General features: G+C 52.5%; 23 protein-coding genes. 8 read left to right on the top strand and 15 right to left on the bottom strand.

Going from position 1 to position 25027, the window contains the following annotated elements; genetic code table 11:
* Positions 1-89 precede the first annotated feature (89 nt).
* Both DW350_RS03360 and DW350_RS03355 read left to right on the top strand, forming a co-directional pair.
* Positions 90-740, top strand: coding sequence for a potassium channel family protein (locus DW350_RS03360; RefSeq protein WP_115717521.1), 651 nt, complete (start codon positions 90-92; stop codon positions 738-740).
* Positions 737-2098 (top strand): TrkH family potassium uptake protein, encoded by a 1362-nt coding sequence (locus tag DW350_RS03355; protein WP_115717520.1) that lies wholly within the window; start codon positions 737-739, stop codon positions 2096-2098. The genes DW350_RS03360 and DW350_RS03355 overlap by 4 nt, the downstream gene beginning before the upstream one ends.
* A gap of 34 nt (positions 2099-2132) precedes the next feature.
* On the opposite strand, the gene DW350_RS03350 is transcribed toward DW350_RS03355, so the two are convergent.
* On the bottom strand, positions 2133-3110 hold the full coding sequence (locus DW350_RS03350) for a glutathione S-transferase family protein (RefSeq protein ID WP_115717519.1): 978 nt from the start codon (positions 3108-3110) through the stop codon (positions 2133-2135).
* A 120-nt stretch (positions 3111-3230) separates the two neighbouring features.
* Between DW350_RS03350 and DW350_RS03345 the strand changes: the two genes are divergently transcribed.
* Positions 3231-4016, top strand: coding sequence for a hypothetical protein (locus DW350_RS03345; protein WP_115717518.1), 786 nt, complete (start codon positions 3231-3233; stop codon positions 4014-4016).
* 41 nt (positions 4017-4057) lie between these two features.
* Here the strand turns inward: DW350_RS03345 and DW350_RS03340 are convergent, their stop codons facing one another.
* Positions 4058-5668 carry a phosphoethanolamine transferase gene (locus DW350_RS03340; protein ID WP_115717516.1) on the bottom strand — a complete coding sequence of 537 codons (1611 nt, stop codon included), beginning with the start codon at positions 5666-5668 and terminating at the stop codon, positions 4058-4060.
* Positions 5669-5884: 216 nt separating this feature from the next.
* Between DW350_RS03340 and DW350_RS03335 the strand changes: the two genes are divergently transcribed.
* Together DW350_RS03335 and DW350_RS03330 are read left to right on the top strand one after the other, a co-directional pair.
* Positions 5885-6337, top strand: coding sequence for a YaiI/YqxD family protein (locus DW350_RS03335; RefSeq protein ID WP_115717514.1), 453 nt, complete (start codon positions 5885-5887; stop codon positions 6335-6337).
* Positions 6338-6399: 62 nt separating this feature from the next.
* Positions 6400-7176, top strand: a complete 777-nt coding sequence (locus tag DW350_RS03330; protein ID WP_115717512.1) for a hypothetical protein — start codon at positions 6400-6402, stop codon at positions 7174-7176.
* A 27-nt stretch (positions 7177-7203) separates the two neighbouring features.
* Here DW350_RS03330 and ycaO read toward each other — a convergent pair whose 3' ends face one another.
* Genes ycaO through DW350_RS03315 form a run of 3 tightly spaced genes read right to left on the bottom strand, consistent with a single transcriptional unit; the run spans position 7204 to position 11758 of the window.
* The gene (gene ycaO / locus DW350_RS03325) at positions 7204-8931 is read right to left on the bottom strand and encodes a 30S ribosomal protein S12 methylthiotransferase accessory factor YcaO (protein WP_115717511.1); all 1728 of its coding nucleotides are present in this window, start codon (positions 8929-8931) and stop codon (positions 7204-7206) included.
* Positions 8932-8984: 53 nt separating this feature from the next.
* Positions 8985-10310, bottom strand: coding sequence for a sigma-54-dependent transcriptional regulator (locus DW350_RS03320; RefSeq protein WP_115717509.1), 1326 nt, complete (start codon positions 10308-10310; stop codon positions 8985-8987).
* Positions 10307-11758, bottom strand: a complete 1452-nt coding sequence (locus tag DW350_RS03315) for an ATP-binding protein (protein WP_115717507.1) — start codon at positions 11756-11758, stop codon at positions 10307-10309. Before DW350_RS03315 ends, DW350_RS03320 begins: the two co-directional genes overlap by 4 nt.
* Positions 11759-11931: 173 nt before the next feature.
* Here DW350_RS03315 and DW350_RS03310 point away from each other — a divergent pair, with 173 nt between their 5' ends.
* Complete coding sequence (locus DW350_RS03310; RefSeq protein ID WP_192954794.1) at positions 11932-12300, top strand: DUF4168 domain-containing protein; 369 nt, start codon at positions 11932-11934, stop codon at positions 12298-12300.
* Between the two features lie 41 nt (positions 12301-12341).
* Here the strand turns inward: DW350_RS03310 and DW350_RS03305 are convergent, their stop codons facing one another.
* Complete coding sequence (locus DW350_RS03305; RefSeq protein ID WP_115717503.1) at positions 12342-13400, bottom strand: endonuclease/exonuclease/phosphatase family protein; 1059 nt, start codon at positions 13398-13400, stop codon at positions 12342-12344.
* Positions 13401-13672: 272 nt separating this feature from the next.
* On the opposite strand from DW350_RS03305, the gene DW350_RS03300 reads away from it, so the two are divergent.
* A complete protein-coding gene (locus DW350_RS03300) occupies positions 13673-16810 on the top strand; it encodes a TonB-dependent receptor (RefSeq protein WP_115717501.1) in 3138 nt (1045 codons plus the stop codon).
* Between the two features lie 57 nt (positions 16811-16867).
* Here the strand turns inward: DW350_RS03300 and DW350_RS03295 are convergent, their stop codons facing one another.
* Positions 16868-18100: an alkaline phosphatase family protein gene (locus tag DW350_RS03295; protein WP_115717500.1), complete on the bottom strand. Its 1233-nt coding sequence runs from the start codon at positions 18098-18100 to the stop codon at positions 16868-16870.
* A 72-nt stretch (positions 18101-18172) separates the two neighbouring features.
* Positions 18173-18958, bottom strand: coding sequence for a helix-turn-helix domain-containing protein (locus DW350_RS03290; RefSeq protein ID WP_115717498.1), 786 nt, complete (start codon positions 18956-18958; stop codon positions 18173-18175).
* A 135-nt stretch (positions 18959-19093) separates the two neighbouring features.
* On the opposite strand from DW350_RS03290, the gene DW350_RS19485 reads away from it, so the two are divergent.
* Positions 19094-19261, top strand: coding sequence for a hypothetical protein (locus tag DW350_RS19485; protein ID WP_192954793.1), 168 nt, complete (start codon positions 19094-19096; stop codon positions 19259-19261).
* Between the two features lie 11 nt (positions 19262-19272).
* Here DW350_RS19485 and nqrM read toward each other — a convergent pair whose 3' ends face one another.
* From nqrM to DW350_RS03255, 7 genes are read right to left on the bottom strand one after another with little or no spacing between them, the layout of a single operon-like run.
* Positions 19273-19506, bottom strand: a complete 234-nt coding sequence (gene nqrM / locus DW350_RS03285) for a (Na+)-NQR maturation NqrM (protein ID WP_115717496.1) — start codon at positions 19504-19506, stop codon at positions 19273-19275.
* Positions 19506-20519 (bottom strand): FAD:protein FMN transferase, encoded by a 1014-nt coding sequence (locus tag DW350_RS03280; protein WP_115717494.1) that lies wholly within the window; start codon positions 20517-20519, stop codon positions 19506-19508. Before DW350_RS03280 ends, nqrM begins: the two co-directional genes overlap by 1 nt.
* Before the next feature lie 15 nt (positions 20520-20534).
* Positions 20535-21758 carry an NADH:ubiquinone reductase (Na(+)-transporting) subunit F gene (gene nqrF, locus DW350_RS03275; protein ID WP_115717493.1) on the bottom strand — a complete coding sequence of 408 codons (1224 nt, stop codon included), beginning with the start codon at positions 21756-21758 and terminating at the stop codon, positions 20535-20537.
* 40 nt (positions 21759-21798) lie between these two features.
* Entirely contained in the window at positions 21799-22395 is a 597-nt protein-coding gene (nqrE, locus tag DW350_RS03270; protein ID WP_115717492.1) for an NADH:ubiquinone reductase (Na(+)-transporting) subunit E, read from the bottom strand.
* A 5-nt stretch (positions 22396-22400) separates the two neighbouring features.
* Positions 22401-23033, bottom strand: coding sequence for an NADH:ubiquinone reductase (Na(+)-transporting) subunit D (locus DW350_RS03265; protein WP_115717491.1), 633 nt, complete (start codon positions 23031-23033; stop codon positions 22401-22403).
* Positions 23026-23832, bottom strand: a complete 807-nt coding sequence (locus DW350_RS03260) for a Na(+)-translocating NADH-quinone reductase subunit C (protein WP_115717490.1) — start codon at positions 23830-23832, stop codon at positions 23026-23028. The genes DW350_RS03265 and DW350_RS03260 overlap by 8 nt, the downstream gene beginning before the upstream one ends.
* On the bottom strand, positions 23825-25027 hold the full coding sequence (locus DW350_RS03255) for an NADH:ubiquinone reductase (Na(+)-transporting) subunit B (protein ID WP_115717488.1): 1203 nt from the start codon (positions 25025-25027) through the stop codon (positions 23825-23827). The genes DW350_RS03260 and DW350_RS03255 overlap by 8 nt, the downstream gene beginning before the upstream one ends.

Genomic DNA, 25027 nt, shown 5'->3' with positions numbered 1-25027 from the left:
AAGATGCGCCAGTCGCCACGCAACTTCAGTTTGGGTTCCACAGGCAATTGGGCATAATGAAGGCTTACTCGGATAGCACAGAGCAGTCTATGCAACGTCAGTTTGCCGTTATCGGCTTGGGCCAGTTTGGCCAAACCATCGCCTTAGAACTCATGCGCCTTGGCCATGAAGTGTTGGGGCTCGACAGTGACCAGAAGCTGGTTAACCAAATGGCTCCGCAGCTCACCCAGGCTTTGGTGGTAGATGCCACCGACGAAGCGGCCCTGTCGGAATTAGGGTTAGGGGAATGCGATGCAGTGGTGGTGGCGATTGGCGAGAATATTCAGTCATCCATTCTTTGCACCCTGCACCTTAAAAGCCTCAAGGTAAAACAGGTGTGGGTGAAGGCGCTAAACCCCGCTCACCATAAAATTGTTGCCAAACTCGGTGCCGACCGCATTGTGCACCCCGAATATGAAATGGGCCTGCGGGTGGCACAAAGCCTGAATTACCCGGCGGTACAAGACTATATTGCCCTTGGCAACGAAGCGTTCGTGGTGGAAATCGAAACCTCCGAAGCCTTAGACGATAAAACCGTGGCCGACCTGAAACTGGGCGAATACGAAGTGGCATTGGTGGCCCATAAACGCGGTAACGATTTGGTAAAAAACCCACCTGACGAATTGGCCCTGGCCAAGGGCGACACCTTGGTGTTGCTCGGCAAATTGCCGTCGCTGCAAACCCTGTCGAAAGTGCTATGAAGCAGTGGCATCAAGCCATTCGCCCGCGCCAATGGCAAAAACAAAAAAGCTTAGGCGCCACCCCGCCCATGGTATTGGCGGGCGGCTTTTTGGCACTGATCATCATGGGTGCCTTGCTGCTGTTGCTGCCCTGGTCGCGGCATGGGCCGCTGTCGGTGGCTGATGCCTTTTTTACCGCTACCTCGGCGGTCACGGTTACGGGCCTTGGGGTAGTGGATACTGCCAGTCACTTTAGCCACTTTGGCCAGGGCGTTTTGCTGGTGCTTATTCAGCTGGGCGGCCTGGGTTTTATGACCTTTGGGGTCCTGGTGCTGTTACTGCTGGCAGGAAAGGTATCCTTTAGCCACCAGTTTTTGGTCAAAGAAAGCCTTAACCAAACCCAGTTGACCGACGTTATGCGCCTGGTGCGTCACCTTGCCCGCTTTGTGATTGTCGCCGAAGGCTTGGGCTGGCTGCTGCTGAGCCTGATTTGGGTGCCAGAAATGGGCTGGTCCAAAGGCATTTGGCATGCCCTTTTTTATACCGTATCTGCCTTTAACAACGCCGGTTTTGCCCTGTCGTCGGACAGCCTTAACCGCTATGTGGACTCGGCTCCCGTTAACTTGGTAATAACGGCGCTGTTTATGACCGGCGGCATTGGCTTTGCGGTGGTATCAGAACTGGCACAAAAGCGCCGCTACAAAGGGCTTAGCCTGCATTCGCGGGTGATGTTATGGGGCACCTTGACCCTGGCCTTTGGTGGTATGGCACTGTTCTTATTGATTGAATGGAACAACCCTGAAACCCTCGGCAACCTCAGCATTGGCGGCAAATTGTGGGCGTCTTGGTTTCAGTCGGTCAGCACCCGCACCGCCGGTTTTAATACCATTGATATGTCGGGCATGCGCCCAGCCTCGGTAATGCTGTTTATCATGCTGATGTTTATCGGTGCCGGGCCCGGCTCTACCGCGTCGGGGATCAAGGTCACCACTTTTGTGGTGCTGCTCGCGGCCACCCGTGCCTTTTTGCTGCGCCGCCCACAGACCAAGGTAATGAACCGCGCCATACCGGCGGTATCGGTATTTAAAGCGCTGGCGGTAACACTGCTTAGCACCATGCTGATTTTCTTTGCGATTTTTGTGCTAAGCATCACCGACCATGACAAGCCGTTCTTGGACTTGTGTTTTGAAGTGGTCTCCGCCTTTGGCACCGTCGGTTTAACCCGTGGCATTACCCCGGAGCTGAGTGAAACCGGCAAAGTGCTGATTATGGTGATGATGTTCCTCGGCCGGGTTGGGCCGCTAACCTTAGGCTTTTTGCTAGCCACACCCAAGGTGCACCGGGTTCGCTACGCCGAAGAGCCGGTGTCTATCGGCTAACAAAAAGCCCGGCTTGGCCGGGCTTTTTTATGCCTTAAACCCCAGAACGCTGGTGGGGTTTATCCCAATTAATAACCGGGCCTTTGGGCACCACACCGCTGGGGTTAATGGTTGGATGCGAGCCATAGTAATGGCCCTTGATGTGAGTAAAATCCACGGTTTCGCTTATTCCCGGGTATTGGTAGAGCTCTTTAACGTATTCAAAGAGGTTGGGGAACTCGCTCAGTTTTTGGCGGTTGCACTTAAAATGGCCGTGGTAAACCGCATCGAAGCGAATAAGGGTGGTAAAAAGCCGCCAGTCGGCTTCCGTTAAATGCGTACCCACCAAATACCGCTGCCGCGACAAGCGCTCTTCTAACGCATCCAGACTGGCAAAGAGCGCGTCATAAGCACTTTCGTATGCATCTTGGCTGGTGGCAAAGCCGGCCTTATAAACACCGTTGTTAACGTTGTCATACACCGCCTGGTTTATGTCATCGATTTCCAGTGCCAGGGCCTCAGGGTAAAAGTCGCGCTCATTGCCGGTCAGCTCGTTAAAGGCACTATTGAACATACGAATGATCTCGGCCGACTCGTTAGACACTATCTGCTGGGTTTGGGTGTCCCACAGTACCGGCACCGTTACCCGGCCACTGTATTGCGGGCTATTGCGGGTATAAATCTGATGCATAAAGTCAGCATCAAAAAGGCCGTCGCCAGTGGAGCCGGTACTTTTGTCAAAGCTCCAGCCGTTTTCCAGCATCAGATAGCTGACCACATGCACCGGAATATGCGCTTCCAATTCTTTGAGCTTTCTGAAAATCAGGGTGCGATGTGCCCAAGGGCAAGCCAAAGACACATACAGGTGATAACGGCCACTTTCGGCAGCAAAACCACCTTCGCCGCTGGGGCCAGGCCTGCCATCAACCGTTACCCAGTTACGCAGCTTGGCGGCCTCACGTTGAAACTCACCACCACTGCTATCGGTGTCATACCACTTATCTTGCCATTGGCCTTTCACTAAAAGTCCCATAGCTCAGCTCCCTTTTTCCACTTTCCCAATGGCAACACAGCACAAGCTTAGACGCCAGAGCAAAAGATAAACAAAACCGAAGAAGAGACTGAAATAAAGAGCATTGTTAGCAGGTCTGCTATGCAAAATGATGACTTGGGCACAACATCAATGCATTGGCTGATCCGGCTGCTGCTAAGTGGTTACTTTCTCTGGCAGGGCCTTTCTACCTTAATGACCAAGGCCATGAACCTGAGTTTTTGGCTGATGCGCGGCCCGGTGGTGATACCTGAATGGCTGGCAATGGGTTGGGCGGGGTTACAGCTGTGGTTGGCGCTGTGGCTAATAACCCCCAAATTCAGGCAAGCGCTGTGGCCCGCGCTCGTTGTATTAGCGTTGCCATTGCTGGCCTTCTTTTACTACCCGGTATGGATAAATAGCCTGGGCGGCTTTCCCTTTATTGGTACTGGCCAAAGCTTGCTAAAAAACGGGGTTATCTGCGCCCTGCCCTTGTGGCTATTGGGGCAAACCTGGTGGGCGAAGCGGCTAGCATTGGCCGCATTAGCGCTGTTTTTTACCTGGACAGCAGCCATGGCCTTTACCGGCCCACAGGCAAGCGATATCGCCATGTTACTCAAAAGCTCGCCACTGGCCGCTTGGGCTTATCAGCTGGCATCGGTGGCAGGGGTGGCCATATTCACCGGCCTTTGGCAGCTGGTAGGTGTGAGTTTGTTACTGCCAAAGCGCTGTCGCAGCAGCGGCGCTATGGTATTGGCCGCCTGGTTGCTACTGGAGCTGTCGATGCTGCTGAGCTTTGACGATGCCCTCATGCATTACTGGCTAACCGCTAGCGGCAATTTTTTGTTAAAAGATGCGTTGCTGCTGGCGGCCTTGTGGATGCTGGTGAAAAAACAGCAACGGCCATAAAAAAAGCCTGGCACTAGCCAGGCTTTTTACATGTAACAAGCTCAGGATTTGCTGGTATTCGCAGCCACTTTCAAACCAGAGCAAGGGCTGTACCAGTCATGCTTAGGCTCATAAAGCTTGGTTTTCACGCCCATGATCCCCAACAAGGAATGGAAAATATCGTCTTGTGAATGTGGCTCGTCAGCGCGCTGCTGCATGCACTTGTCGTTTACATCCAACTGCGCCATCAACCCTTTGGATAACCAGGTAACACCGGGGATATGGGTTTGCTGCGGCGGCGCCATCCAACGCGGAGCGCCATGCAAATAAAGGCCATATTCTCCCAGTGACTCGCCGTGGTCAGACAGATACAACATACCGGTGTCGTAACCTTTGACGTTTTTCAAAAAGGCAATCACTTGTGCCAACACATGGTCGGTATAAAGTATCGAGTTATCGTAGGTGTTGGTTAACGCCTGCTCAGAGCAGTCTTTGGGCTCGTTGCTGTCACAAACCGGCTTAAATTTCTCGAACGCCGGCGGATAACGTTTGTAGTAAGCCGGGCCGTGGCTGCCTTTTTGATGCAAGACAATCAGCATGTCTTCTGGCTTGGCCGGTAAGTCTTTCGCCAACTGGTAATAAAGGCCTTTATCAAAACATTCTTTGTCACAGTTGCCCGGCTCTTTAAGGTCTTCCACCGCCTGATAACTCACCCGGGTACAGACGTCCTTACACCCCGAATTATTATCTCGCCAATACACCTTGACCCCAGCTCTTGCCAGCATATCTAAGACGTTGTCGCTGTATTTCGCCTTCTCAACATCGAAGTTGCTCTGGGTTTCATAAGAAAACATACAAGGCACCGAAATGGCTGTTGAGGTGCCACACGAACTGAGCTTGGGAAAATTAATAACGTCGTCTTTGGCAAGCTCAGGCGTGGTGTTACGGTGGTAACCGTCCAAGCCAAAGTTAGCGGCGCGAGCGGTTTCACCCACCACCATTACCACCAGGCGCGGCTTGCTGGAGGGCTCCAAGGTAGCATCAAGGCCCAGTTGCTGATGCTTTAAAGGCGCGCGGGTCAGGCTTGCCACATATTTGCCGGTGCTTACCAGCCAGTTGGCAGGCGCCACATCATGGCGCAGGTAGCGATAGTTACGAATGGTGCCTGCCATCAGGTCATACTGCATCCAGGGGATGGAGATGGTAATTACCAGCCCCAGCACCATCCAGAAACCGCGAAAACCAACGCCTTTAATGCCCTTGGGATACACCAGTGGCAACCGCCAGAACAACACCAGCAACACAATAACGGCAGCGATAACACCGAGCATGGCCGGGCTGATAAGGTCGCCGACTTCGGCGCTATCGGTTTCAAACACGTTACGGATCATGTCTTGGTCGATACCAATGCCATAGGCCCAGCAAAAATAGGTGGCCACAGCGGTAACGGCAAAAATAATCGACACCACCGGTTTAAACAGCGGCTTAAAGGTAAAGGGCAACAGCAGCAGGGTAATAACCCCCGTCATCAGCCATACCACCACTGCCGCCATGTTAATGCGGTCGGCAACCGGAATAGGCAAAGCATCGATTTTGCCAAACAGCACCAGGTTGCCGGTGACGACAATAATAAAAGCAGCCAATAAGGCCCAAAACAGGCTTTGACGGAACATAGCGACATCCGTGGGAAATTAACGGATGCAAAATATAGTCACTAACTTAAGCCGCTCTTAAAAAACGGTAAGAAAAATTTAACAAAACCTTAAGCTGCAATACTGCCCACCACGCTAAGCACGGGGTTGAATACGCCAAGGCTTGGTGATTTTTTAAGGTTTTAGCCGTGGGCCCCAACAGCAGGTAGAATGGGGTTTTTGCCAGGATGTAATACCATGACCATCTGGGTTGATGCCGACGCCTGCCCGCGGGTGATCAAAGACATACTTTTTCGCGCCGCCGAGCGCACCCAAACTCAGGTGTTCTTAGTGGCAAACCAACCCCTGGCGACACCACCAGGAAAATGGGTACGTAGCCTGACGGTTCCCAAGGGCTTTGATGTCGCCGACAACCACATTGTTGCCCAAGTGCAAGTTGGCGACTTAGTGGTTACTGCCGATATTCCGCTGGCCGCCGAGGTGATGGATAAAGGTGCCCAGGCGTTAAACCCCAGGGGCGAGCTGTACCGCGACGACACCATCCGCCAGCGCCTTAATATGCGCGACTTTATGGACACCCTTAGGGCCAGCGGCATTCAAACCGGCGGGCCGCCGCCTATCAGCCAAAGCGACCGCCAAGATTTTGCCAATGCCTTGGATAAATACCTGCAACAACAGCGGCGATCTTAAGGCTTGCTCTGACTGCTAAAGCTTGCGAAGCTGGCGATAAAGTGGTCAACGGAGCATAAGCTATGCCAACAGCGGATACCCTCTTGGTGAAACAAGGCAGTTACCAGGCTCCGCCTTCTAAACCACTTGCGACAGCTAATGCGCTCTACCACCGCTACCCCATTATTGCGCCCCGTTATTGGCAGGCCCTGGGGTGGCTAATGAGCCGCTATCATCAGCAGTTTCACCCCACCTTGCCCCATTGGCCGCAGCACTGTATTGACCCGGTGTCCTTCCATTACGCAAAGTTGTTGGCGCTGTCTGACAAACCCAGCAGTGAACCTGCCGAAGCCTTAAGCCAGTTAGGTTTTAGTTACTTGTTAGGCCCCAGCCCGCAACTGCGCCTGGACTTACCAGAACAAGCCGAAGTGCAGGCGCCATTATCCATGGCGGTATGGTTTTATGATGCGCTGGCTATTTTTTCACGAAAGCTCGATGGCCTTATTCAGGTCGGCCCGCAGGTGGTACTGAAAACCGATGTCACGGTAAAGGCACTAGATGAATTGCTGGTGGCCCTGGCGCCCTTGGTAGCGCGCGGTATAAAAAGCCCACACCCCTTTCATGATTCTGACTGGATAGCGGTAAAAGAAGACGGCGTGACCCTCAGTCACCAACAAGTTAATGACCGCAGTTACCGGCTAAAACTCCTGTACCAGGAAAAGGACCCAACCCAGCGCCAAAAGCTGCGCTACTTTCGCTTAAAGTGGCAGCCGCAAGGGGGAGATTTCACCTTCTGCCGCCTGCGCAAAAAGGGCGAGCCAGTGCCAGCGCAAAGTTTTAATGCCAGCCCTTTCCATTAAAAAAGCCGCCCTTGGGCGGCTTTTTTGTTATTCGGCCAACTGGCCTTTTAACACCTTGGCGTAGGCCTGCATTAAGCGCCGGTGCGCCGCCGTTGGCGCGTCTGGGTCAAGCTTACCGAGGCCCGGGAAGCGTTCAGAGCCGGTAACCAAGGCTTTGGCTTGCGCCAGCTTGTCGTCGCCAAAGTAGTTTTCAAGGCTCGGCTCGAAATCGGCCAGGTCTTTCGCTTCCAGAGTTAGCTCCAGCACTGAGAAGATGGCGCGATACAACAAGCGCTCATCGTCGTTGAGGTGGCCAGACGCCAGCACCGAGCCAAGTTGCTCGTAGGCTTCTTCTTGCTCGCCAAGGGCCAGCAACAACCACAGCCGCAGCTCGCCGATACGCAGGCGCGCCCAAGGCGTGCCTTTGTCACCTACCACACCGGCCCATTCCAGCACCCGCAGCTGATCGTTAACCGAGAACTGGTCAAGGGCTTCAAGTAAGGCGCGGTAGTCGTCTTCGCTGGCATCATGCAAATCAAACAGCACCGGGCGAAAATCCAGGGCTTGGTTGTTGTTTTGCCAGATAAGCTCGTCCGCCGGGTAAATGTCGGAAAAGCCCGGCACCAAAATGCGGCAAGCGTAGGCGCCAAGGGCGGTATGTTCGGCGATATAGACTTGGTGGCCTTCGTTATGCAAAAGGTCAATCAGCGCTTGGCGCTCAAAGGCGTTGTCGTGCTGGTCGTCCCAGTCGGCAAACGCAAAGTCAGGCTTATCGGACAAAAAGCCCCAGCCCACATAACCGGAGCTGTCGATAAAGTGCAGTTCCAGGTTATGGGGGTCGGTCACCTGTTCCATATCGGTGGTTGGGGCCGGGAAACCTTCCAGCTCGTCCAAGGCGCGGCCTTGTAGCAGCTCAGTTAAGGCCCGCTCCAGGGCAACACCGAATTTGGGATGGGCGCCAAAAGAGGCGTAAATGCCGCCGTCTTTCGGGTGCTGCAGCACCACGCACATCACCGGGTAACGGCCACCTAATGAGGCGTCGAGGGCGCGAATACCAAAGCCTTCAGCTTCCAGGGCCTTGATGCCGGCATCAATATGCGGGTAACGGTCCAGCACGCTTTGCGGCACTTTCGGCAGCGCGATGTCTTCAACGATAATGCGGTTTTTAATGGCCCGCTCGAAAATTTCTGACAGGCCTTGCACCTGCGCTTCGGCTTGGGTGTTACCGGCGCTCATGCCGTTGGAGACAAAAATATTGCCGATAAGGTTAACCGGGATATAAACGGTTTTACCGTCGCTTTGGCGCACATAAGGCAGCGCACAAACGCCTTTACCGGAGTCACCACCGTTGTGGTCAATCAGGTCGCCAAGGTCTAAGTCCCCTTCGGGGTCGTAGATGGCGCGGCAATGCTCATCTAACAGCTCTTCTGGCCAGTCGCTGTCGGCATCAAACCAGCGCTCGTCGCTTTGGTGAACATGGCCAAACTCTTTTAAGGCGCCGGTTAAGCGAAAATCAGCCCACAAGTAACGGGTTGATAAACGTTCGATTAGCTCGCCATACGCCGACGCCAAAGAGGCCTCTCGGGTGGCGCCTTTGCCGTTGGAAAACACCTGGGGGCAGTCAGTATCACGAATATGTACCGACCAGATATAAGGCGCCGGATTGAGCCAACGCGCTTCTTCGATGTTAAAGCCCAGCGCCTTGATAGCGCCGCCAATACTGGCAATGGAGTCTTCCAGGGCCACATCTTTACCGGGAATAAAGGTCTTTTCCATGGTGATTCTCAACGGCTATTTCACAAAGGCCGCGAGTCTAGCATGAGTTTTGCTCAGCTGCTCTCTAACCAGCGATAAAGAGTGCGACGAGTCACGCCTAAAATGTCAGCCGCCTGGGCCTTGTTGCCCTGGGTTTTAGCCAGCACATAACGAACGTAATCGTGCTGCACACTCGACAGGCTTGGCAGTTCGGTTTGCTCAAGGCTGTCAAAGAGTTCAGAGCTGCCTTTGTCATCCAGCGCCCGCAGCCTTGCCGGCAAGTCAGAGGCGCTAATGGCTTCTTGCTCGCAAAATACCGCCGCCCTTTCCATGGCGTTTTGCAGCTCCCGTACGTTACCGGGAAAGGCGTAATTGAGCAGTTGCTGCCAGGCGCCTTGGCTAATGTGCTGGGCCTGGGTTTTACCCGCTTGCTGCTGCAAAGACAAAAAGTGCCGCGCCAAGAGCGCAATGTCGTCTCCACGCTCACGCAGGGGTGGTACCCGCACACTGAAAGTTTCCAGCCGGTAAAACAGGTCTTGGCGAAAATCGCCGCTGGCCACCAGTTGTTCCAAGTCGCGGTGGGTAGCGGCCAGAATGCGCACATTCACTTTTACTTCGCGGTCAGAGCCGACCGGCCTTAAGGTGCCTTCTTGCAGCACCCGCAGCAATTTGGCTTGTAGCGCCGGGGGCATTTCGCCAATTTCGTCCAGTAATAAGGTGCCGCCGTCGGCCTCGCGCAACAGGCCCTGGCGCGATTTACTGGCGCCGGTGTAAGCGCCAGCAGCATGACCAAAAAATTCGCTCTCCAATAACTCACTGGGAATACCGGCGCAGTTAACAGCCAAAAACGGCGCGGCGCGGCGGCTACTTTGCTGGTGAATAGCTTTGGCAACCAGCTCTTTACCGGTGCCACTTTCCCCTAAGATGAGCACCGGGCCTTCGGCTTTGGCGACCTGCCCTAAGGTTTTAAAAAGCCGCTGCATCACCGGGCTTTCGCCAATGATGCCGTGAAAGCCGTTGCCCTCGACCTTGGTTTTAAGCGCCCGGTGCTCTAACAGCCGTTTTACGGTGAGCAGGAAGTGGTCCATATCAAAGGGCTTGGTCAGAAAATCATCGGCGCCGGCCTTGAGTGCCTGCACCGCTTGGTTAACAGTGCCAAAGGCGGTGATCAGCAGCAGCGCGGGTGCCTGGGGCAAGGCTTTAACCTTGGGTAGCAGTGTTAAGCCGCTTTGCCCTGGCAAACGCAGATCGGAAATCACCAGCTCAGGGTTGTGGCTGTCTAGCCATTCATCGGCCTCTTCAGCCGAGCCAAAAGCGAGGGTCTGATAACCTTCCGCTTCCAGCTCATCACACAACAGTTCTGCCAGTGCCAAGTCGTCTTCAACAATTACAATCTTCATGGGTGGTCCTTGGGAAAGCGCAGCCGAAATTGCAGCCCTTGGGCTTGCGGTAACAGGGTTAAATCACCACCGTGGTCGGCCAAGATATTTTGCACAATCGCCAGCCCCAGGCCGGTGCCCTGGCCCTTGGGCTTGGTGGTGAAAAACGGCTCTAATAACTGTTCAGCGGTGACACCGGGCGGTAAACCGGGGCCGTCATCGGCCAGGGTTAAACACCAACATTCGGCGGTTTCACTAAATGCCAGCGACAAGCGGCTCGCCCCAGCCTGGCAGCTATTTCGCAATAAGTTGATAAGCGCTAATTCCAGACGGGCGCTGTCGGCTGTTATTAGGGCAGCATCGGGAATATCCAGCTGCAGCTGGGGCATTCGGCCGCCTTGCTCAAAGCGCACCGAGTCCAGTACATCGTCAACCAAGGTCTTTAGGCGTAGTTGCTGGTATTGAATACCGCTGCGGCCAAAATCCAAAAGCTGGCGCACAATGCGGGTTAAACGCGCCACCTGGCCGCGAATAGCGCCAAGTTCCTTTTGGGTTTGCGGGTCATCGTCAAAACGGGCCAGGCGCCGCGCCCGGCCATCAATAACGTTAAGGGGCGCGCCTAATTCGTGGGCAATGCCGCTAACCAAACGGCCCAGCGCCGCCATGCGCTCTTGACGCTCAAGCCGTGAATGCAGGGTAATTTCTTGCTGGCGATGGGCGGCAATGGCCTGTTCGGCCTTGCCCATATCATCGAGCATCTGGTTAAAAGCACTGGCGATATCCCTAAGCTCTGGCGCACCGGCCTGGGGAGCACGCAAACCCTTTTGCCCGCTACCTACCGCCGCCATTACTTGGGTGAGCCGTGCCACTTCCCGCCCCATGGCTTGGCGATAACCCCAAAGCACAATGCCAAGGGTAATAAGCCCCAGCGCCACCCAGGCCGACCAAGACCAATAGGCCAGGTGATTAAGGGATTTTGAGAAGTCGCTGGCTTTACGAGTAACCTCCACTAGCCCGGTGATTTGGCCGCCGGTGTCGGTAACGGGCACAAAATGCGAAAACACTTCCCGGCCAGCCTGGCGCTGATAAGCATCGCGGTCACGCCCAGTTCTCACCAAATGCAGTGCCAGGGGATTATCTTCATTTTCATTATCACGCCGGGCAATACCGGCGGCAGCAATGCGCTGACCGTCGCGGTCATAAACAGCGGCGCCGTAGATCTGCCCCAGACTAAAAACGGCATTAAGGGTATGACGCACCGTGTCCATGTCACCCTGGTTAATGGCTTCACCAATAGGGGCGCGAATGGCTCTGGCCACCAGTTTTAGGTCGTCTTTTAATTTGGCGGTTTGCTGCTCACCTAAGTAATGCACCTGCAAACTAATGACCGCGCCCGACAACAGCCATAACGGCAAAAACACCAACAACAACACCCGCCAAGTCAGGCTTAGGCTGTATCTTTTTGTCACACATCACTCCTTCACGCTGTGACATAAGGACACACTAGTCACCCAACATAAGCCAGCGAAGTTGGATACAAGTTCAACCTTTCTTTATGAAAAACAGTAACCTATTGATATTTAGGCAGCATTGGCACGGTTTTGGCTGTAGTACGGTTGTAAATTTAAAAAGGAGTAACGCCATGCGTAAGTTAGCTATCACCGCGCTTATTACCGCCACTATCGCCGCCGCCCCTGTTGCCTCGGTCATGGCAGCCCCACAAGCACCCGCGGGTGCCCAAGAGCAGCAGCAACCGATTAAAGTCAGTGACAGCCAACTGAAAGAATTTGCTGATGCGCAAAAGCAACTGACCGGCATCCGTGACGATGCCATGGCCAAACTCAATAAGAGTAAAGACCCAAAAGAAGCCCAGAAAATTCAGATGCAAGCCAACCAAGATATGGTGTCAGCAGTGAAAAAATCGGGCCTTAGCGTGAAAGACTACAATTCCATTGCCCGGGCAATGCAAAACCAACCTGACCTGCGTGCTCGCCTGAAAAAAATGCAGTAAAGCACCCCGCCATAAAAAAACGCCGCTTTAGCGGCGTTTTTTTATGGCGACAAGGCTAACGTGGCCCACACCAAACGGTGATCCGATGCCATTAAGCCTTTTTGTAGCGCCTTATCTAAAGGCCAATACACCCCGCTCTCTAGCACCTTTAGCCCGCGTTTTGATGGCAACACATAGTCGGCCCGCAGCCCCCAGTCGGCGGTGATATCGGCACGCCCTTTTGCCTTGCCACCCTCACTTTGCGGCACGGCGCTGCTGTTAATAAGAGGGTGCTTGAGTAGCTGGTCAATAGCACCGGGCCAGCTTTGCCCCTTTGATGAGTCGGCATTGAGATCGCCCAAAATAACAAAAGGTACATCGCCGGCTAAACCGCCCGCCAGGCCTTGGTCGTCGACAATATAGTGGCTGTTTTCAGTGGTGATGTAATCGGCCCAAAAGCGAATTTCGTCAAAGTTGCGCCTTTGATTACGCTTTTCAGCGCCGTCAAAAACCGGCGGTGTTGGATGGCTAGCCAAAATGTGCAGCGGCTGGCCAGCAACATCAATACACAGGTCCCAATGGGATTTCGATGACAACCGTAAGCACTGCCAAAGTGCTTCAGGATAATAGGGACGTCCCGCCACTTGTGGTTGCAAAGCGCCTGGCATATCGGCCCAGCGGAAGCGTTGAAAGGTTCGGCTAGCGTCTTGGCGCAATGGGTAACGACTCAACACCGCCATGCCGTATTGGCCTGGGTAGTGGCCAAATCCATGGACCTTATCCTCAAACCCCGCAACAGCAAGACCGGTATTGACTGGCGCCGTGTAACGATAGGGATAGTGCAGCGGTGCGGCGTTGTTTTCGAGAAATTGTTCGCAAAAACGATCCAATCCTTGCGATTGAGGAGAGATATAGTCAAATTCATTTAACAAAATGATATCAGGACGGGTATCTAGCACGATTTTCGCTATTGCGTTGAGGCGAAAATCGTCCTTATTTGCTAGTGCCTTGGTGAGTGATTCAGGATCAAGATGCCGATCACTTTTTTTGCAAAAACTTGCCGCGTTTAAGGCGACATTATAAGTCGCGATCTTTAGCTCCAGCCCCAACAAACCCCCCACATTGCATTCAACTTAACTGTATTTTCACCGAAATTAGCAACAAGAAAGCCCAAAGAGAACGTTTTCTTATGGCCAATTCAAATAAGGATTCGACCATTCAGGATGATGACAGTTCAGTTTTTGTTTTGTTACAGTTAGCACGCAGAAAGGCAACGATACATAAAAATGTCAAAAATCCGGTGTAAAAACGGACGGCGTTGCACTTTTCTGCAGCAGATAACGAGAAAGTTAAAACAAACGTGTTCTAAACCTTCATTTCACAGGAAACAGACATGATTAAGGGACTCGTAAAAAGTCGCCTGGCCTTGGCCCTGAGCCTTGCCCTGGGCGCTTCTTCCGTGGCTTATGCTGATAACACCAGCTCATCCGTCCGTGGCACCGTAACCGGTCCAGAAGGTCAGCCGCTGGCCAATACAAAAATTGTATTGATGCACCAGCCGACCGGCACCGTAACCGAATTGAAAACCAATGCTGACGGTACTTTCAGTGCCAACGGCCTGCGGGTAGGTGGCCCCTACTTGTTGGTGATCGATTCCGACAAATTTCAAGATCTGCAACAAGACGGCATCTTCCTGCAGTTGGGGCAAACCCTGCGGCTGAATGAGCAGCTTAAAGCCGCTGCTGACGATACCGAGAAGTTGACTGTTTATGGCGAGAAAATCACCTCTAACCGCGGCGCTTCCAGCGTTTTCGGCGCGGATGATATTGCCAAGGCGCCAACCTTTAACCGTGATTTAAAAGAAGTTGCCCGCGCCAACCCTTACGCCAATATGCTGCCGGGTAGCAACGCACCGATGAGCTTTGCCGGCGTAAACCCCAAATACAACTCCATCAGTATTGATGGTGTGGGTGTTAACGATGACTTCGGCCTTAACGGTAACGGTTACCCAACCCAAGCTTCGCCAATTTCGCTGGACGCGGTTGACCAAATCGCCGTTGAAGTGGCCCCCTTTGACGCCTCTGAAGGTGGTTATGCTGGCGGTCACATCAATGCGGTAACCAAATCCGGTACCAACGAATTCCACGGTTCTTTGGCTTATGAATACATGAGCGATAGCCTGGCTGGTACCCCGGAAAACGAAGGTGAAGATGTACCGCTGGACTTCAAGCGTGACACCTATAGCCTGACCCTGGGCGGCCCAATCATCAAAGATAAGCTGTTCTTCTTTACCTCTTATCAAAAATCCAAAGAGCCAACTCAGGTTGAGTGGGGCCCGGACGGCGCCGGCGCGGCTAACGCCAGCAACGTAACCGAAGCCGAATACGAACAGATTAAACAAATTGCGTCAGATGTTTACGGTGTTGATGCCGGCGGCTGGGACTCAGCCCCCGAAACCGAGAATGAAAACTTCTTGGCGAAAATCGACTGGAACATCAACAGCGATAACCGCTTAGCCTTTACCTATAACCGCGTCCGCGGTAACGAAACCTACAATCAAAGCTCTAGCGCTTCCACCCTGCGCTTGGACACCAACTGGTATAACTACGAACAGAACATGGACACCTACCGTGTTTCCTTGTTCTCCGACTGGACGCCGGATATCTCTACCGAGTTCTATGCCAGTTATAAAAAGGTTGAGTCTATCTCCGGTAACAAGGTGCCATGGGGCCAGGTTACCGTTCGTACCGATGACGGCAGCGTTATCTTTGGTACCGACGATGCTCGCCAAGCCAACGAGCTGAATAACAAAACCCTGAAAATTGGCGCTAAAGTCAACTACAGCCTGGGCGACCATCAGATCAAGTTTGGTGCCGAATACGAGAAGTTGGATATCTTCAACCTCTATGTTCGTAACTCACTGGGTAGCTGGACCTTCGACAGCATTGATGACTTTGCTAACCAAGAAGCCTCTAGCCTGGATTATTCCAGCGCTTATACCAACCAGGTAGATGACGCAGCAGCCGACTTTAGCCTGGGCCAAGCCAACGCCTATGTGCAAGACAACTGGTATTTGAATGACCAGTTCGAGCTGGCCCTGGGTATGCGCTATGAGCGTTATATCGTCAGCGACAAGCCAACCTACAACCAGAACTTCTATGACCGCTATGGTTTCTCTAACCAAGAAAACATGGATGGCCTGGATATCTGGCTGCCCCGTGCTGAGCTGACTTGGTACGCGACCGACGCGCTGACCGTTCGCGGTGGTATCGGCCGTTTCTCTGGTGGCCGCCCCAACGTCTTTATCTCTAACGCCTTTACCAACGATGGCGTCACCCTGGTTTCTTACGACCAAGATGCTGCCGCAGCATCGGGTGATTACCTGTCTGACGTAGATTTCGTTAGCGGTGTACCGTCATCTGTCACCGGCGCCATGTCCGAAGGCGATGGCAATACCAACGTTATCGACCCGAACTACAAGATCCCGTCTGATTGGGTTGCCCGTTTGAATACCGAATACCACTTCGATATTCCAAACGTAGGTGACAACTTCACCGCCACTGCTGAAATCATGCGCAAGTGGATGACCGATAACAACCAGTGGAAAGATATCTCCCGCTGCGTATCGGGTCAGGCGGCAACTGGCGTCAACATCTACGAGCCTTGCGACAGCAGCGCCCAGTCGGATCACTACGATCTGATGCTGACCAACGAAAAAGATGACGGCAAAGCTTGGATCTTCACCACCTCTTTGGCCAAACAGTGGGATAACGGCTTTAACGCCTATGCGTCCTACACCTATGAGGACATTGATGAAGGTAACCCAGGTACTTCTTCTACCGCCGACTCTAACTACCAGTACAACATCGTTAAAGACCGTAACGAAGAAGAATTGGGCACAGCCGACTACGAAGTCAAACACAGCTTTAAACTGGTTCTGGGCTACACCCACCAGTTCGTAAACGGCTATAACACCAACTTCAACCTGTACTTCCAGCGCCGCTCTGGTACCCATTACAGCTACACCATGGGTATGTACCAAGACTCTGACTTTGGTGATAACTCTAGCTTCTATAGCTCATCTAGCTACCTGGTGTACGTACCGTCCGGCCCGGATGACCCGAAAATCAGCCCAGAAGGTATGTCGTACGACGATATCATGAAGTACGTCAACCAAGCGGGCTTGGGTAAATACGCTGGTGGTTATGCACCTAAAGGTACCGGTACCACGCCTTGGGTTAACACCATGGACCTGTCTATCCAGCAAGAAGTGCCTGGCTTTGCCAAAGGCCAGAAAGGTCTGATTTACCTGACTGTAAGCAACTTCTTGAACCTGCTGAATAAAGACTGGGGCCAAGTTAAAACCATGGAGTACACCGACGTATCTCTGATGGACTTCGGTGGTCTGGACTCTGAAGGCCGTATCATCTACGAAGAGCCTTACAGCAAGTGGGATGGTAAGAACTGGGATACTTTCCAAGCGGAAGAATCCACTTGGCGCCTGAAAATTGGTGTGAAGTACTCCTTCTAATCCACATTGTGTGATTAAAAAAGCCAGCGCTATTGCTGGCTTTTTTTTACCTAAAATTTACTTCAAACCCGCCTCTAACCCTTGGGTGGTGCCATCGACTTTGCTGAGCAGTTTAATGCCCAATATTTTGGCGACCGTCGGATACAGATCAACATTGTCAAATGCAGGCAACAGCACACCCTTTTTAAAAGCAGGCCCCTCTGCCACAAAAAGCGCCCCCATGTCCTTGGTATAAATAAAACCGTGGTTACCATGGCCTTGGTAGCGTTTAGCCTTAGGTTTGTCGGTAAAAACCAAAGGGGCATGGGTATCCAAAATGATGTCAGCTACCCGGGGGCTGTTAACGTAATGGAGCGCTTGTAGTTGCTCGGCAGTATCAACCTGAAAACGCGTATCACCCTTCAGTTTGGCTTTTTGCTTGGCTATTGCCATGGCATCTACCCCAGGTTTGGCATAGAGCATCAGCCGGGTACCGGCGTTAACCACCTGAAAGTCCTTACTGATGGGCAGGGTGCGTGCATCAATAGCTTTATCCATATCAATGGTCGCCATGCCGTGATCCGACACCACAATCAGGTTCACTGGCTGCTTTATTTCAGCCTTGATACGGTCTCTAAGCTCGCCTATTAGCAGGTCTACCCTTCTAACTGCCTCACCGGTTTCTGGCGCGTCAGGACCATAGCGGTGGCCCATGGTATCAACCAGCGAAAAATACCCAGCGACAAACTGTGGCCGTTTATCTTTTGGCAGCTTTAACCAATCAATAATTTGCGTGACCCGGTCCTGATAGTCGGCTTGCTGCGAATAGTGGTAGTAATAATTAGGCGTCATACCGTCGATGCGGGCGTCAGACTCTGGCCAAAAATAGGTGGCCGATTTCAGGCCATTAAGCTCGGCTAAGTTCCAAAGGGGAATGCCTTTTATCCAGGTACTGTCTTTACCACCATCGCCCATTGAATAGCATTGCTGCCGGGCTTTGTCGCAAAAATGATTGTCGACAATACCGTGGTGCGTCGGGTAAAGACCGGTGATTAGTGTAAGATGATTTGGAAAAGTCTTGGTGGGATAAGCCGGGCGCATTTGCTTGGCCCGCACGCCATCGGTTGCCATCGCTACTAAATTTTTAGCGCCATATTTCTCGATATAATCCCAGCGAAAGCCATCTAGTGAAATAAGCACTACCGTTTGCTGAGCCGAGGCGGTTGATGCTGGCGCTGTGCCAGCAGAAGTGACGGTCTGGCAGCCCATTAGTAGCGAGACTGCAACCAGTGTTAGCCCAAATTTCCTCATGATTATCTTCTTCATTGTGTTGGCCAAAGCTTTGTTTTAACAAGACTGGATGACAAACCAAGTCGCTTTCGCTCAACTGTTGTTATTCAAGGTTTGTTGTGACAACTGCCAACGCCCCGGGCTTTGCCCTGTGACTTCTTTAAATACCTGACAAAAAGCGCTAACAGTGTCGTAGCCTACCGCCAAGGCGACATCCCCTACCCGCTGACCATTGGTGAGCATGGCCAGGCTATTTTGTACCTTGGCAAGCTGCAGCCATTGCCCATAACTAAGCCCAGTTTCCTGTTTAAAATGCCGTGAAAAACTGCGCCGGGACATTGCCACTTGGGTAGCGGCCTGTTCAAGACCCAAGCTAACGCGCTGTTCCTGAACAAGCTGCTCACAAAGCGCTTTGAGCCTTGTAGAAAAAGGCATTGGCAGACCAACAGATAACGGCTTGGCATGGCGCACTTCATCCGCCAACACCGCCAGGCGGCGTAAACGAACCTCATCATCCAAAGGCTCTAATAAGGCCTTTAACAAGGCATAACTTAATTCGCTGCCTTCAAATACCGTTGGGTAGTCCAGCCAGTCTTCAAGTACAAAAAGGGTGATCCCCGAGAACTGCCCAACCCCGGTGGCACGATGCATTTCATGGCCGGGAAACCAGCCAATACGCCCAGCCGGAACCAACCACCGGCCTCGCCCAGTTTCGATGCTTACGCAGCCCTGGCTTATCCACATCAACTGCGATTCCGGATGGCTGTGCCATTGCCCGCTATGCTTGCTTTTACCGTGATTAATGGCAAAGGCGCGGCCCAGTTCGGCCCTTTTATTACGCACAGAGGTGTCGAGGTCAACTTGGCCTTTTTGCAACATATATTGGCAGAGTGTCGATAATGGGCTAATAGGAAAATACGCTACCGTAATAAGGCAGCCAATGAAAGAAGTCTTCGCCCGCAGTCAGAGCATTGCTTACGGGCTTGTAAGGCTGCCTACAGATGGAGGTTTCGGATGAAAGACGAAAGCCCAGAACAGCCTAACCAAGAAGCATTAACGGCCAGCACCAAAGAGCTTTTGCCAAGCATTGACGCTTTAGGGTTATTTGAAGTTTTAGGTATCAGAGAACAGGTGTTGTCGTTCTTTTTAGAACGACGCTATGGCACAAAAAAGCCCGCGTAAGCGGGCTTTTTTTATAGGATACGATTTTCGTTCCAGACCTCTTCCTTGGCCTTACGCTTGGCTTCTTCTTTCGCCATACGTGCTTTGCGTTTGTCACAAGGGTCAGGACAATCACAGGCTTTTTTGATACCAAGGCCAGCTATGCCGCCACAGGAACCGGAAATAGTCTTCTTCTGGAAGATATACCCTACCGCCATGGCAAGGATCACTAGCAGGAAAAGGCCAAATGTATAAACAACAATCATTAGTGCCTCTTTACCAGATAGGGTTTGAAGGTGTCAGTGTAACGCTCCTCAAAGCCCTTGTCAGTTTTGACGATAAAAAAGACAGCCAGCTTTTCCTTATTCGCCAGTGCTAGACCCTGTTCAAGTCCTAGCACCGAAATGGCCGTTGAAAAGCCGTCAGCTGTCATACAACGGGGGGCAATAACCGTCACCGATACCAACCGGTTTTGAATAGGCCTACCGCTGCGCGCATCAATGAGGTGCGAGTAGCGAATACCGGCTTGCTCGAAGTAATTACGGTAGTCACCGCTGGTTGCCACTGCCATGTTGGCAGGCGTGATAACTTCTTGGATGGCCTGGCCATAGGCATCTGGCCGTTCAATGGCAATGCGCCACGGCTGGCCCTTGGGTTTGTGACCATGGCTGCGGACCTCACCACCAATCTCAACCACAAAGTTTTTAATACCCAGGCTTTGCAAGTACTCAGCCACCACATCTACGCCATAGCCTTTGGCGATAGATGACAAGTTAATCTGAATATCGCCGCGCTCTTTGACCAGATACTGGCCACGCACCTGCAGTTTGCTCTGCCCTACCTCAGCCATACGTTTGGCAAGCTCAGCCTCAGACGGCACCTTTTCAGGGCGCTTTTCTGGCCCGAAGCTCCAAAGGTTAACCACCGGCCCGATGGTGATGTCGTAAGCACCGCCTGACAACTTACCAATCCGCAGCGCTTCGCTAACCACTTTTGCCGTTGCCGGGCTCACCTTAAAAGGGGTTGTGGCCGTTTGTTGATTAAAGCGCGACAGTTCAGAGTCGGCCTGGTAGTGCGACATTTGGTTATTAACCTGCACTAATTTGGCATCAATGGCGGCTTTAATAGACGCCGGTGATGCCGCATTAGCATCTGGGTAATAGCTGACATGGTATTGGGTGCCCATGGTCGTGCCAGCCAGCTTCACAAGGCTTGGTGGCGGCGAACAGGCAGATAATAAAAAGGCTAGCCCGAAGGCCAGCCATTTTAAGATGTTCATCCGTTTCACGCCCGGTTAGCCACCGAAATCGTCAAGCAGGATGTTTTCATCTTCCACGCCCAGGTCGTGAAGCATCTTGATGACAGAGGCGTTCATGATCGGCGGCCCACACATGTAGAACTCGCAATCTTCTGGCGCTGGGTGGTCTTTAAGATAGTTCTCATAAACCACGTTGTGGATGAAGCCGGTGTAACCGGTCCAGTTGTCTTCCGGCTGCGCGTCAGACAGGGCCACATGCCATTCGAAGTTGTCGTTCTCTTCGGCCAGCATGTCGAAATCTTCCACATAGAACATTTCGCGCAGTGAACGGGCACCGTACCAGAAGCTGATCTTGCGATCGGTTTTCAGGCGGCGCAGCTGGTCAAAGATATGGCTACGCATTGGTGCCATACCGGCACCACCACCGATAAAGACCATTTCCGCATTGGTATCTTTGGCGAAGAACTCACCGAAAGGACCAGAAATAGTGACTTTATCGCCTGGCTTACAAGACCAGATGTAAGAGGACATCTTACCTGGGGGCAGAGTCAGGTTATTCGGCGGCGGCGTGGCGATCCGGACGTTCAGCATGATGATGCCTTTTTCTTCCGGATAGTTAGCCATGGAGTAAGCACGAATAGTGGTGTCATCAACCTTAGATTCCAGGTTAAAGAAGCCAAAACGTTCCCAGTCGCCACGGTATTTTTCCGGTACATCAAAGTCGCTGTATTTGATGTGATGCGGCGGCGCCTCAATTTGAATATAACCACCAGCCCGGAAAGGCACAGACTCACCGGCAGGAATAGCCAGTTTGAACTCTTTAATGAAAGTCGCCTTGCTGTCGTTGGAGATAACAGTGCATTCCCACTGTTTAACACCAAAAATTTCTTCAGGCACTTCAATGTTCATGTCTTGCTTGACCGCTACCTGACAAGACAAACGACAGCCTTCTTTGGCTTCGCGCTTGGAGATATGAGAAAGCTCGGTCGGCAGAATATCACCGCCCCCTTCTTTCACGGTCACGCGGCACTGGCCGCAAGAACCACCGCCACCACAGGCGGAGGAAACGAAGATACCGCTAGAGGCCAGAGCGCCCAGCAGCTTACCACCGGCAGGCACAGTAATGGCCTTTTCCGGATCGTCGTTAATGGTGATGGTTACGTCACCTTCAGCAACCAACTTGGCACGGGCAGCCAGAATAATGGCTACCAGGACCATGATGATCACGGTGAACATAACTACGCCGAGAATGATTTCCATCGACTTATCCTTTGCGTTTTAGGCGCGGCAAAAGCCGCGCTTACAACTGAACCCCTGAGAAAGACATAAAACCCAGTGCCATCAGGCCAGCAGTGATGAAAACACTGCCCAGGCCGCGCAGGGCATCGGGTACGTCAGAATATTTCAGCTTCTCACGGATACCGGCCAGCAATACGATGGCCAACATCCAGCCCACACCGGAACCAAAACCAAACACCACGGACTCACCGAAGGTGTATTCGCGCAGTGCCATAAAGGACACGGCACCGAAAATGGCGCAGTTAACGGTAATAAGCGGCAGGAAGATACCCAGCGCGTTGTAGAGGGCCGGGAAGAACTTATCGAGGATCATTTCCAAGATTTGCACGATGGCCGCAATAACACCGATCCAGGTGATAAAGCTCAGGAAGCTCAGGTCCATACCCTTAACCAGGGCATCGGGCGCGAGGATGTAATGGGTAACCAACTGGTTAACCGGTACAGAAATGGTCAGTACCACAGTAACGGCAATACCCAGACCCATGGCAGTAGAAATTTTCTTGGATACCGCCAGGAAGGTACACATACCCAAGAAGAAGGACAGCGCCATGTTCTCGATAAAAATCGAGCGCACTAACAGGCTGATGTAATGTTCCATGGCGATTACTCCTTAGGCTCTACTTGCTCAGGACGCAGGGTCCGCAGCAGCCAGATCAGGCAGCCGATGATGAAGAAGGCACTTGGCGGCAGCAGCAGCAAACCGTTGGGCTGATACCAGCCACCGTTTTTAATCAGCGGCAGTACTTCAAAGCCAAATACGGTGCCAGAACCCAGCAATTCGCGGATAAAACCAACACTGAGCAGCATGGCGCAATAGCCAAGACCGTTACCGATACCGTCCAGGAAGGACATCAGCGGCGGGCTCTTCATCGCATAGGCTTCAGCACGGCCCATAACAATGCAGTTGGTGATGATCAAACCAACGAACACCGACAACTGTTTGGACAAGTCGTAGGCATAGGCACGGAGTACCTGGTCAACCACGATAACCAAAGAGGCGATGATCGCCATCTGCACAATGATCCGCACACTGTTAGGGATGTGGTTACGGATCAAGGAGATGAACAGGTTGGAAAAGCCGGTAACCAAGGTCAGGGCGATACCCATAACGAACGCTTTATCCATACGACCGGTAACCGCCAACGCTGAACAAATACCTAGCACCTGCAGCGCAATAGGGTTGTTAGCGAGGATCGGCCCCAGCAGAACCTTCTTAATTTCTTTGCTGTCAGCCATTGGTCAATTCTCCTTTGCGGACTTTAGCCAGATAAGGGCCAAAGCCGTCTTTACCCATCCAGAAGGTAAAGGTGTGTTGAACACCGTTACTGGTCAGGGTCGCGCCGGACAGGGCGTCAACACCGTGGACGTCACCAGGAGCGGCACCACCTTTAACGACACGAATAGCAGGCTTGCCATTGTCGTCATAGATTTTCTTGCCAACCCACTTAGCACGCCATACAGGGTTTTCAACCTCACCACCAAGTCCGGGAGTTTCACCCTGCTCGTAGTAGGTCAAACCGGAAATGGTGTCACCATCAGGTTTTATCGCCACATAGGCGTACATCATTGACCACAAGCCGTTACCACGAACAGGCAGCACAATGTTGTTAACCTTACCGTCGTCACCTTTGGCCAGATAAACCGGCGCATAGTTGGAACGACGTTTTAGTTGGGCTACGTCGATAGCAGCAGGTACTGGTGAGTTGAGCTTGGAATCAGAAGCCGCTTTACGCTGGTTAAAATCTTCTGCTTTATCCAGGCCCAATTTGGCAGGGGCAACGTAGTCGCCGGTGTCCAAATCCACCAGTTTGGTTTCGATGTGCTGAGCATAAACTTGGCGCACTTCCTTGCCAGACATGCCGGGCTTATAAAGGCCAGCAGCCACAAGAATGTTGCTTTGTTTATCCAGCAGCTTGTTTTGCTCCTGAACCGGTTTGAGGGCCACAGCAGCGCCAGACACTACCACGGAACAAACCAGACTGACCGCCAGGACTACACCAATAGTCTTGCCGGTACTTTCGTTGCTCTTAGACATTGCGTGCGAGCCTCCGCTTGATGTTGGCCTGAACCACAAAGTGGTCAAACAATGGGGCGAAGAGGTTGGCGAACAGAATGGCCAGCATCATCCCTTCTGGGAAGGCAGGGTTAACCACACGGATAAGCACCACCATCACACCAATAAGGGCACCGTACGCCCACTTACCTTTGTTAGTAAAGGAAGCGGAAACCGGATCGGTTGCCATAAACATCATGCCGAAGGCAAAACCACCCAATACCAAGTGCCAGTACCAAGGCATGGCAAACATGTTGTTGGTAGTAGAACCGATACCGTTAAAGATAGTGGCCATAACGGCCATACCTAGGAAGGTACCCAGCACGATACGCCAAGAGGCAATGCGCAGGAAAACCAGCGCCAAACCACCAATCAAGATAGCCAGGGTAGAGGTTTCACCCATAGAGCCTTGAATGTTGCCATAGAAGGCATCCCACCAGTGGGCATCCAGCACGTAGTTCAGGTGGCCGGCGGCGGCTTGACTCAGGTAAGTAGCACCAGAGAAACCATCAACGGCGGTCCAAACGCTGTCACCAGACATGTAGCCAGGGTAAGCGAAGAACAGGAAGGCACGGCCAGCCAATGCAGGGTTTAGGAAGTTACGGCCGGTACCGCCAAAGATTTCTTTAGCCAGAACCACACCGAAGGTGATGCCCAACGCAGCCTGCCAAAGTGGAATGGTCGGCGGCAAAATCAACGCAAACAAGATAGAGGTGACGAAGAAACCTTCGTTAATCTCATGTTTGCGAATGGAGGCAAACAGCACTTCCCAGAAACCACCAACGATAAAGACAGTGGCGTACACAGGAATAAAGAAGCAGGCGCCGTACCACATCATGCTGGCCCAGCCAGAATCTGCGCTTAAGGTGCCGCCAAGCAGATGGAACAAACCAACCTGCCAAACATCAGCCAATTTGAAGCCCGACGCCAAAGCGTGCTGAGCCTGATGGCCGATGTTATACATGCCGTAGAACATGGCAGGGAAAGCACAAAGCCAAACCAAAATCATGATGCGTTTTAAATCAACGGCGTCACGAACGTGGGTTTGGCCTTTGTTCACCTGGCCAGGGGTGTAGAAAATGGTGGCCGCAGCTTCATAAAGCGCATACCACTTTTCATACTTACCGCCTTTTTCAAACTGCGGCTCAATCTTCTCCAAGAAGCTTTTCAGGCCCAT

The sequence above is a fragment of the Gallaecimonas mangrovi genome, assembly GCF_003367375.1.
Classification (GTDB): Bacteria; Pseudomonadota; Gammaproteobacteria; order Enterobacterales; family Gallaecimonadaceae; genus Gallaecimonas; species Gallaecimonas mangrovi.
The sequence above is the reverse complement of the archived record's forward strand: the minus strand, read 5'-3'. Positions and strand labels throughout refer to the sequence as shown.

Bases quoted from the DNA above. Each gene is read 5' to 3' on its own strand.
- DW350_RS03345 (WP_115717518.1), top strand. From the start codon at position 3,231: ATGCAAAATGATGACTTGGGCACAACATCAATGCATTGGCTGATCCGG.
- DW350_RS03260 (WP_115717490.1), bottom strand. From the start codon at position 23,832: ATGTCTAAGAGCAACGAAAGTACCGGCAAGACTATTGGTGTAGTCCTG.
- DW350_RS03290 (WP_115717498.1), bottom strand. From the start codon at position 18,958: ATGTTGCAAAAAGGCCAAGTTGACCTCGACACCTCTGTGCGTAATAAA.
- nqrE (WP_115717492.1), bottom strand. From the start codon at position 22,395: ATGGAACATTACATCAGCCTGTTAGTGCGCTCGATTTTTATCGAGAAC.
- DW350_RS03295 (WP_115717500.1), bottom strand. From the start codon at position 18,100: ATGAGGAAATTTGGGCTAACACTGGTTGCAGTCTCGCTACTAATGGGC.
- DW350_RS03340 (WP_115717516.1), bottom strand. From the start codon at position 5,668: ATGTTCCGTCAAAGCCTGTTTTGGGCCTTATTGGCTGCTTTTATTATT.
- DW350_RS03265 (WP_115717491.1), bottom strand. From the start codon at position 23,033: ATGGCTGACAGCAAAGAAATTAAGAAGGTTCTGCTGGGGCCGATCCTC.
- nqrM (WP_115717496.1), bottom strand. From the start codon at position 19,506: ATGATTGTTGTTTATACATTTGGCCTTTTCCTGCTAGTGATCCTTGCC.
- DW350_RS03355 (WP_115717520.1), top strand. From the start codon at position 737: ATGAAGCAGTGGCATCAAGCCATTCGCCCGCGCCAATGGCAAAAACAA.
- DW350_RS03350 (WP_115717519.1), bottom strand. From the start codon at position 3,110: ATGGGACTTTTAGTGAAAGGCCAATGGCAAGATAAGTGGTATGACACC.
- DW350_RS03335 (WP_115717514.1), top strand. From the start codon at position 5,885: ATGACCATCTGGGTTGATGCCGACGCCTGCCCGCGGGTGATCAAAGAC.
- DW350_RS03300 (WP_115717501.1), top strand. From the start codon at position 13,673: ATGATTAAGGGACTCGTAAAAAGTCGCCTGGCCTTGGCCCTGAGCCTT.
- DW350_RS03320 (WP_115717509.1), bottom strand. From the start codon at position 10,310: ATGAAGATTGTAATTGTTGAAGACGACTTGGCACTGGCAGAACTGTTG.
- nqrF (WP_115717493.1), bottom strand. From the start codon at position 21,758: ATGGAAATCATTCTCGGCGTAGTTATGTTCACCGTGATCATCATGGTC.
- DW350_RS19485 (WP_192954793.1), top strand. From the start codon at position 19,094: ATGAAAGACGAAAGCCCAGAACAGCCTAACCAAGAAGCATTAACGGCC.
- DW350_RS03360 (WP_115717521.1), top strand. From the start codon at position 90: ATGCAACGTCAGTTTGCCGTTATCGGCTTGGGCCAGTTTGGCCAAACC.
- ycaO (WP_115717511.1), bottom strand. From the start codon at position 8,931: ATGGAAAAGACCTTTATTCCCGGTAAAGATGTGGCCCTGGAAGACTCC.
- DW350_RS03255 (WP_115717488.1), bottom strand. From the start codon at position 25,027: ATGGGCCTGAAAAGCTTCTTGGAGAAGATTGAGCCGCAGTTTGAAAAA.
- DW350_RS03310 (WP_192954794.1), top strand. From the start codon at position 11,932: ATGCGTAAGTTAGCTATCACCGCGCTTATTACCGCCACTATCGCCGCC.
- DW350_RS03280 (WP_115717494.1), bottom strand. From the start codon at position 20,519: ATGAACATCTTAAAATGGCTGGCCTTCGGGCTAGCCTTTTTATTATCT.
- DW350_RS03330 (WP_115717512.1), top strand. From the start codon at position 6,400: ATGCCAACAGCGGATACCCTCTTGGTGAAACAAGGCAGTTACCAGGCT.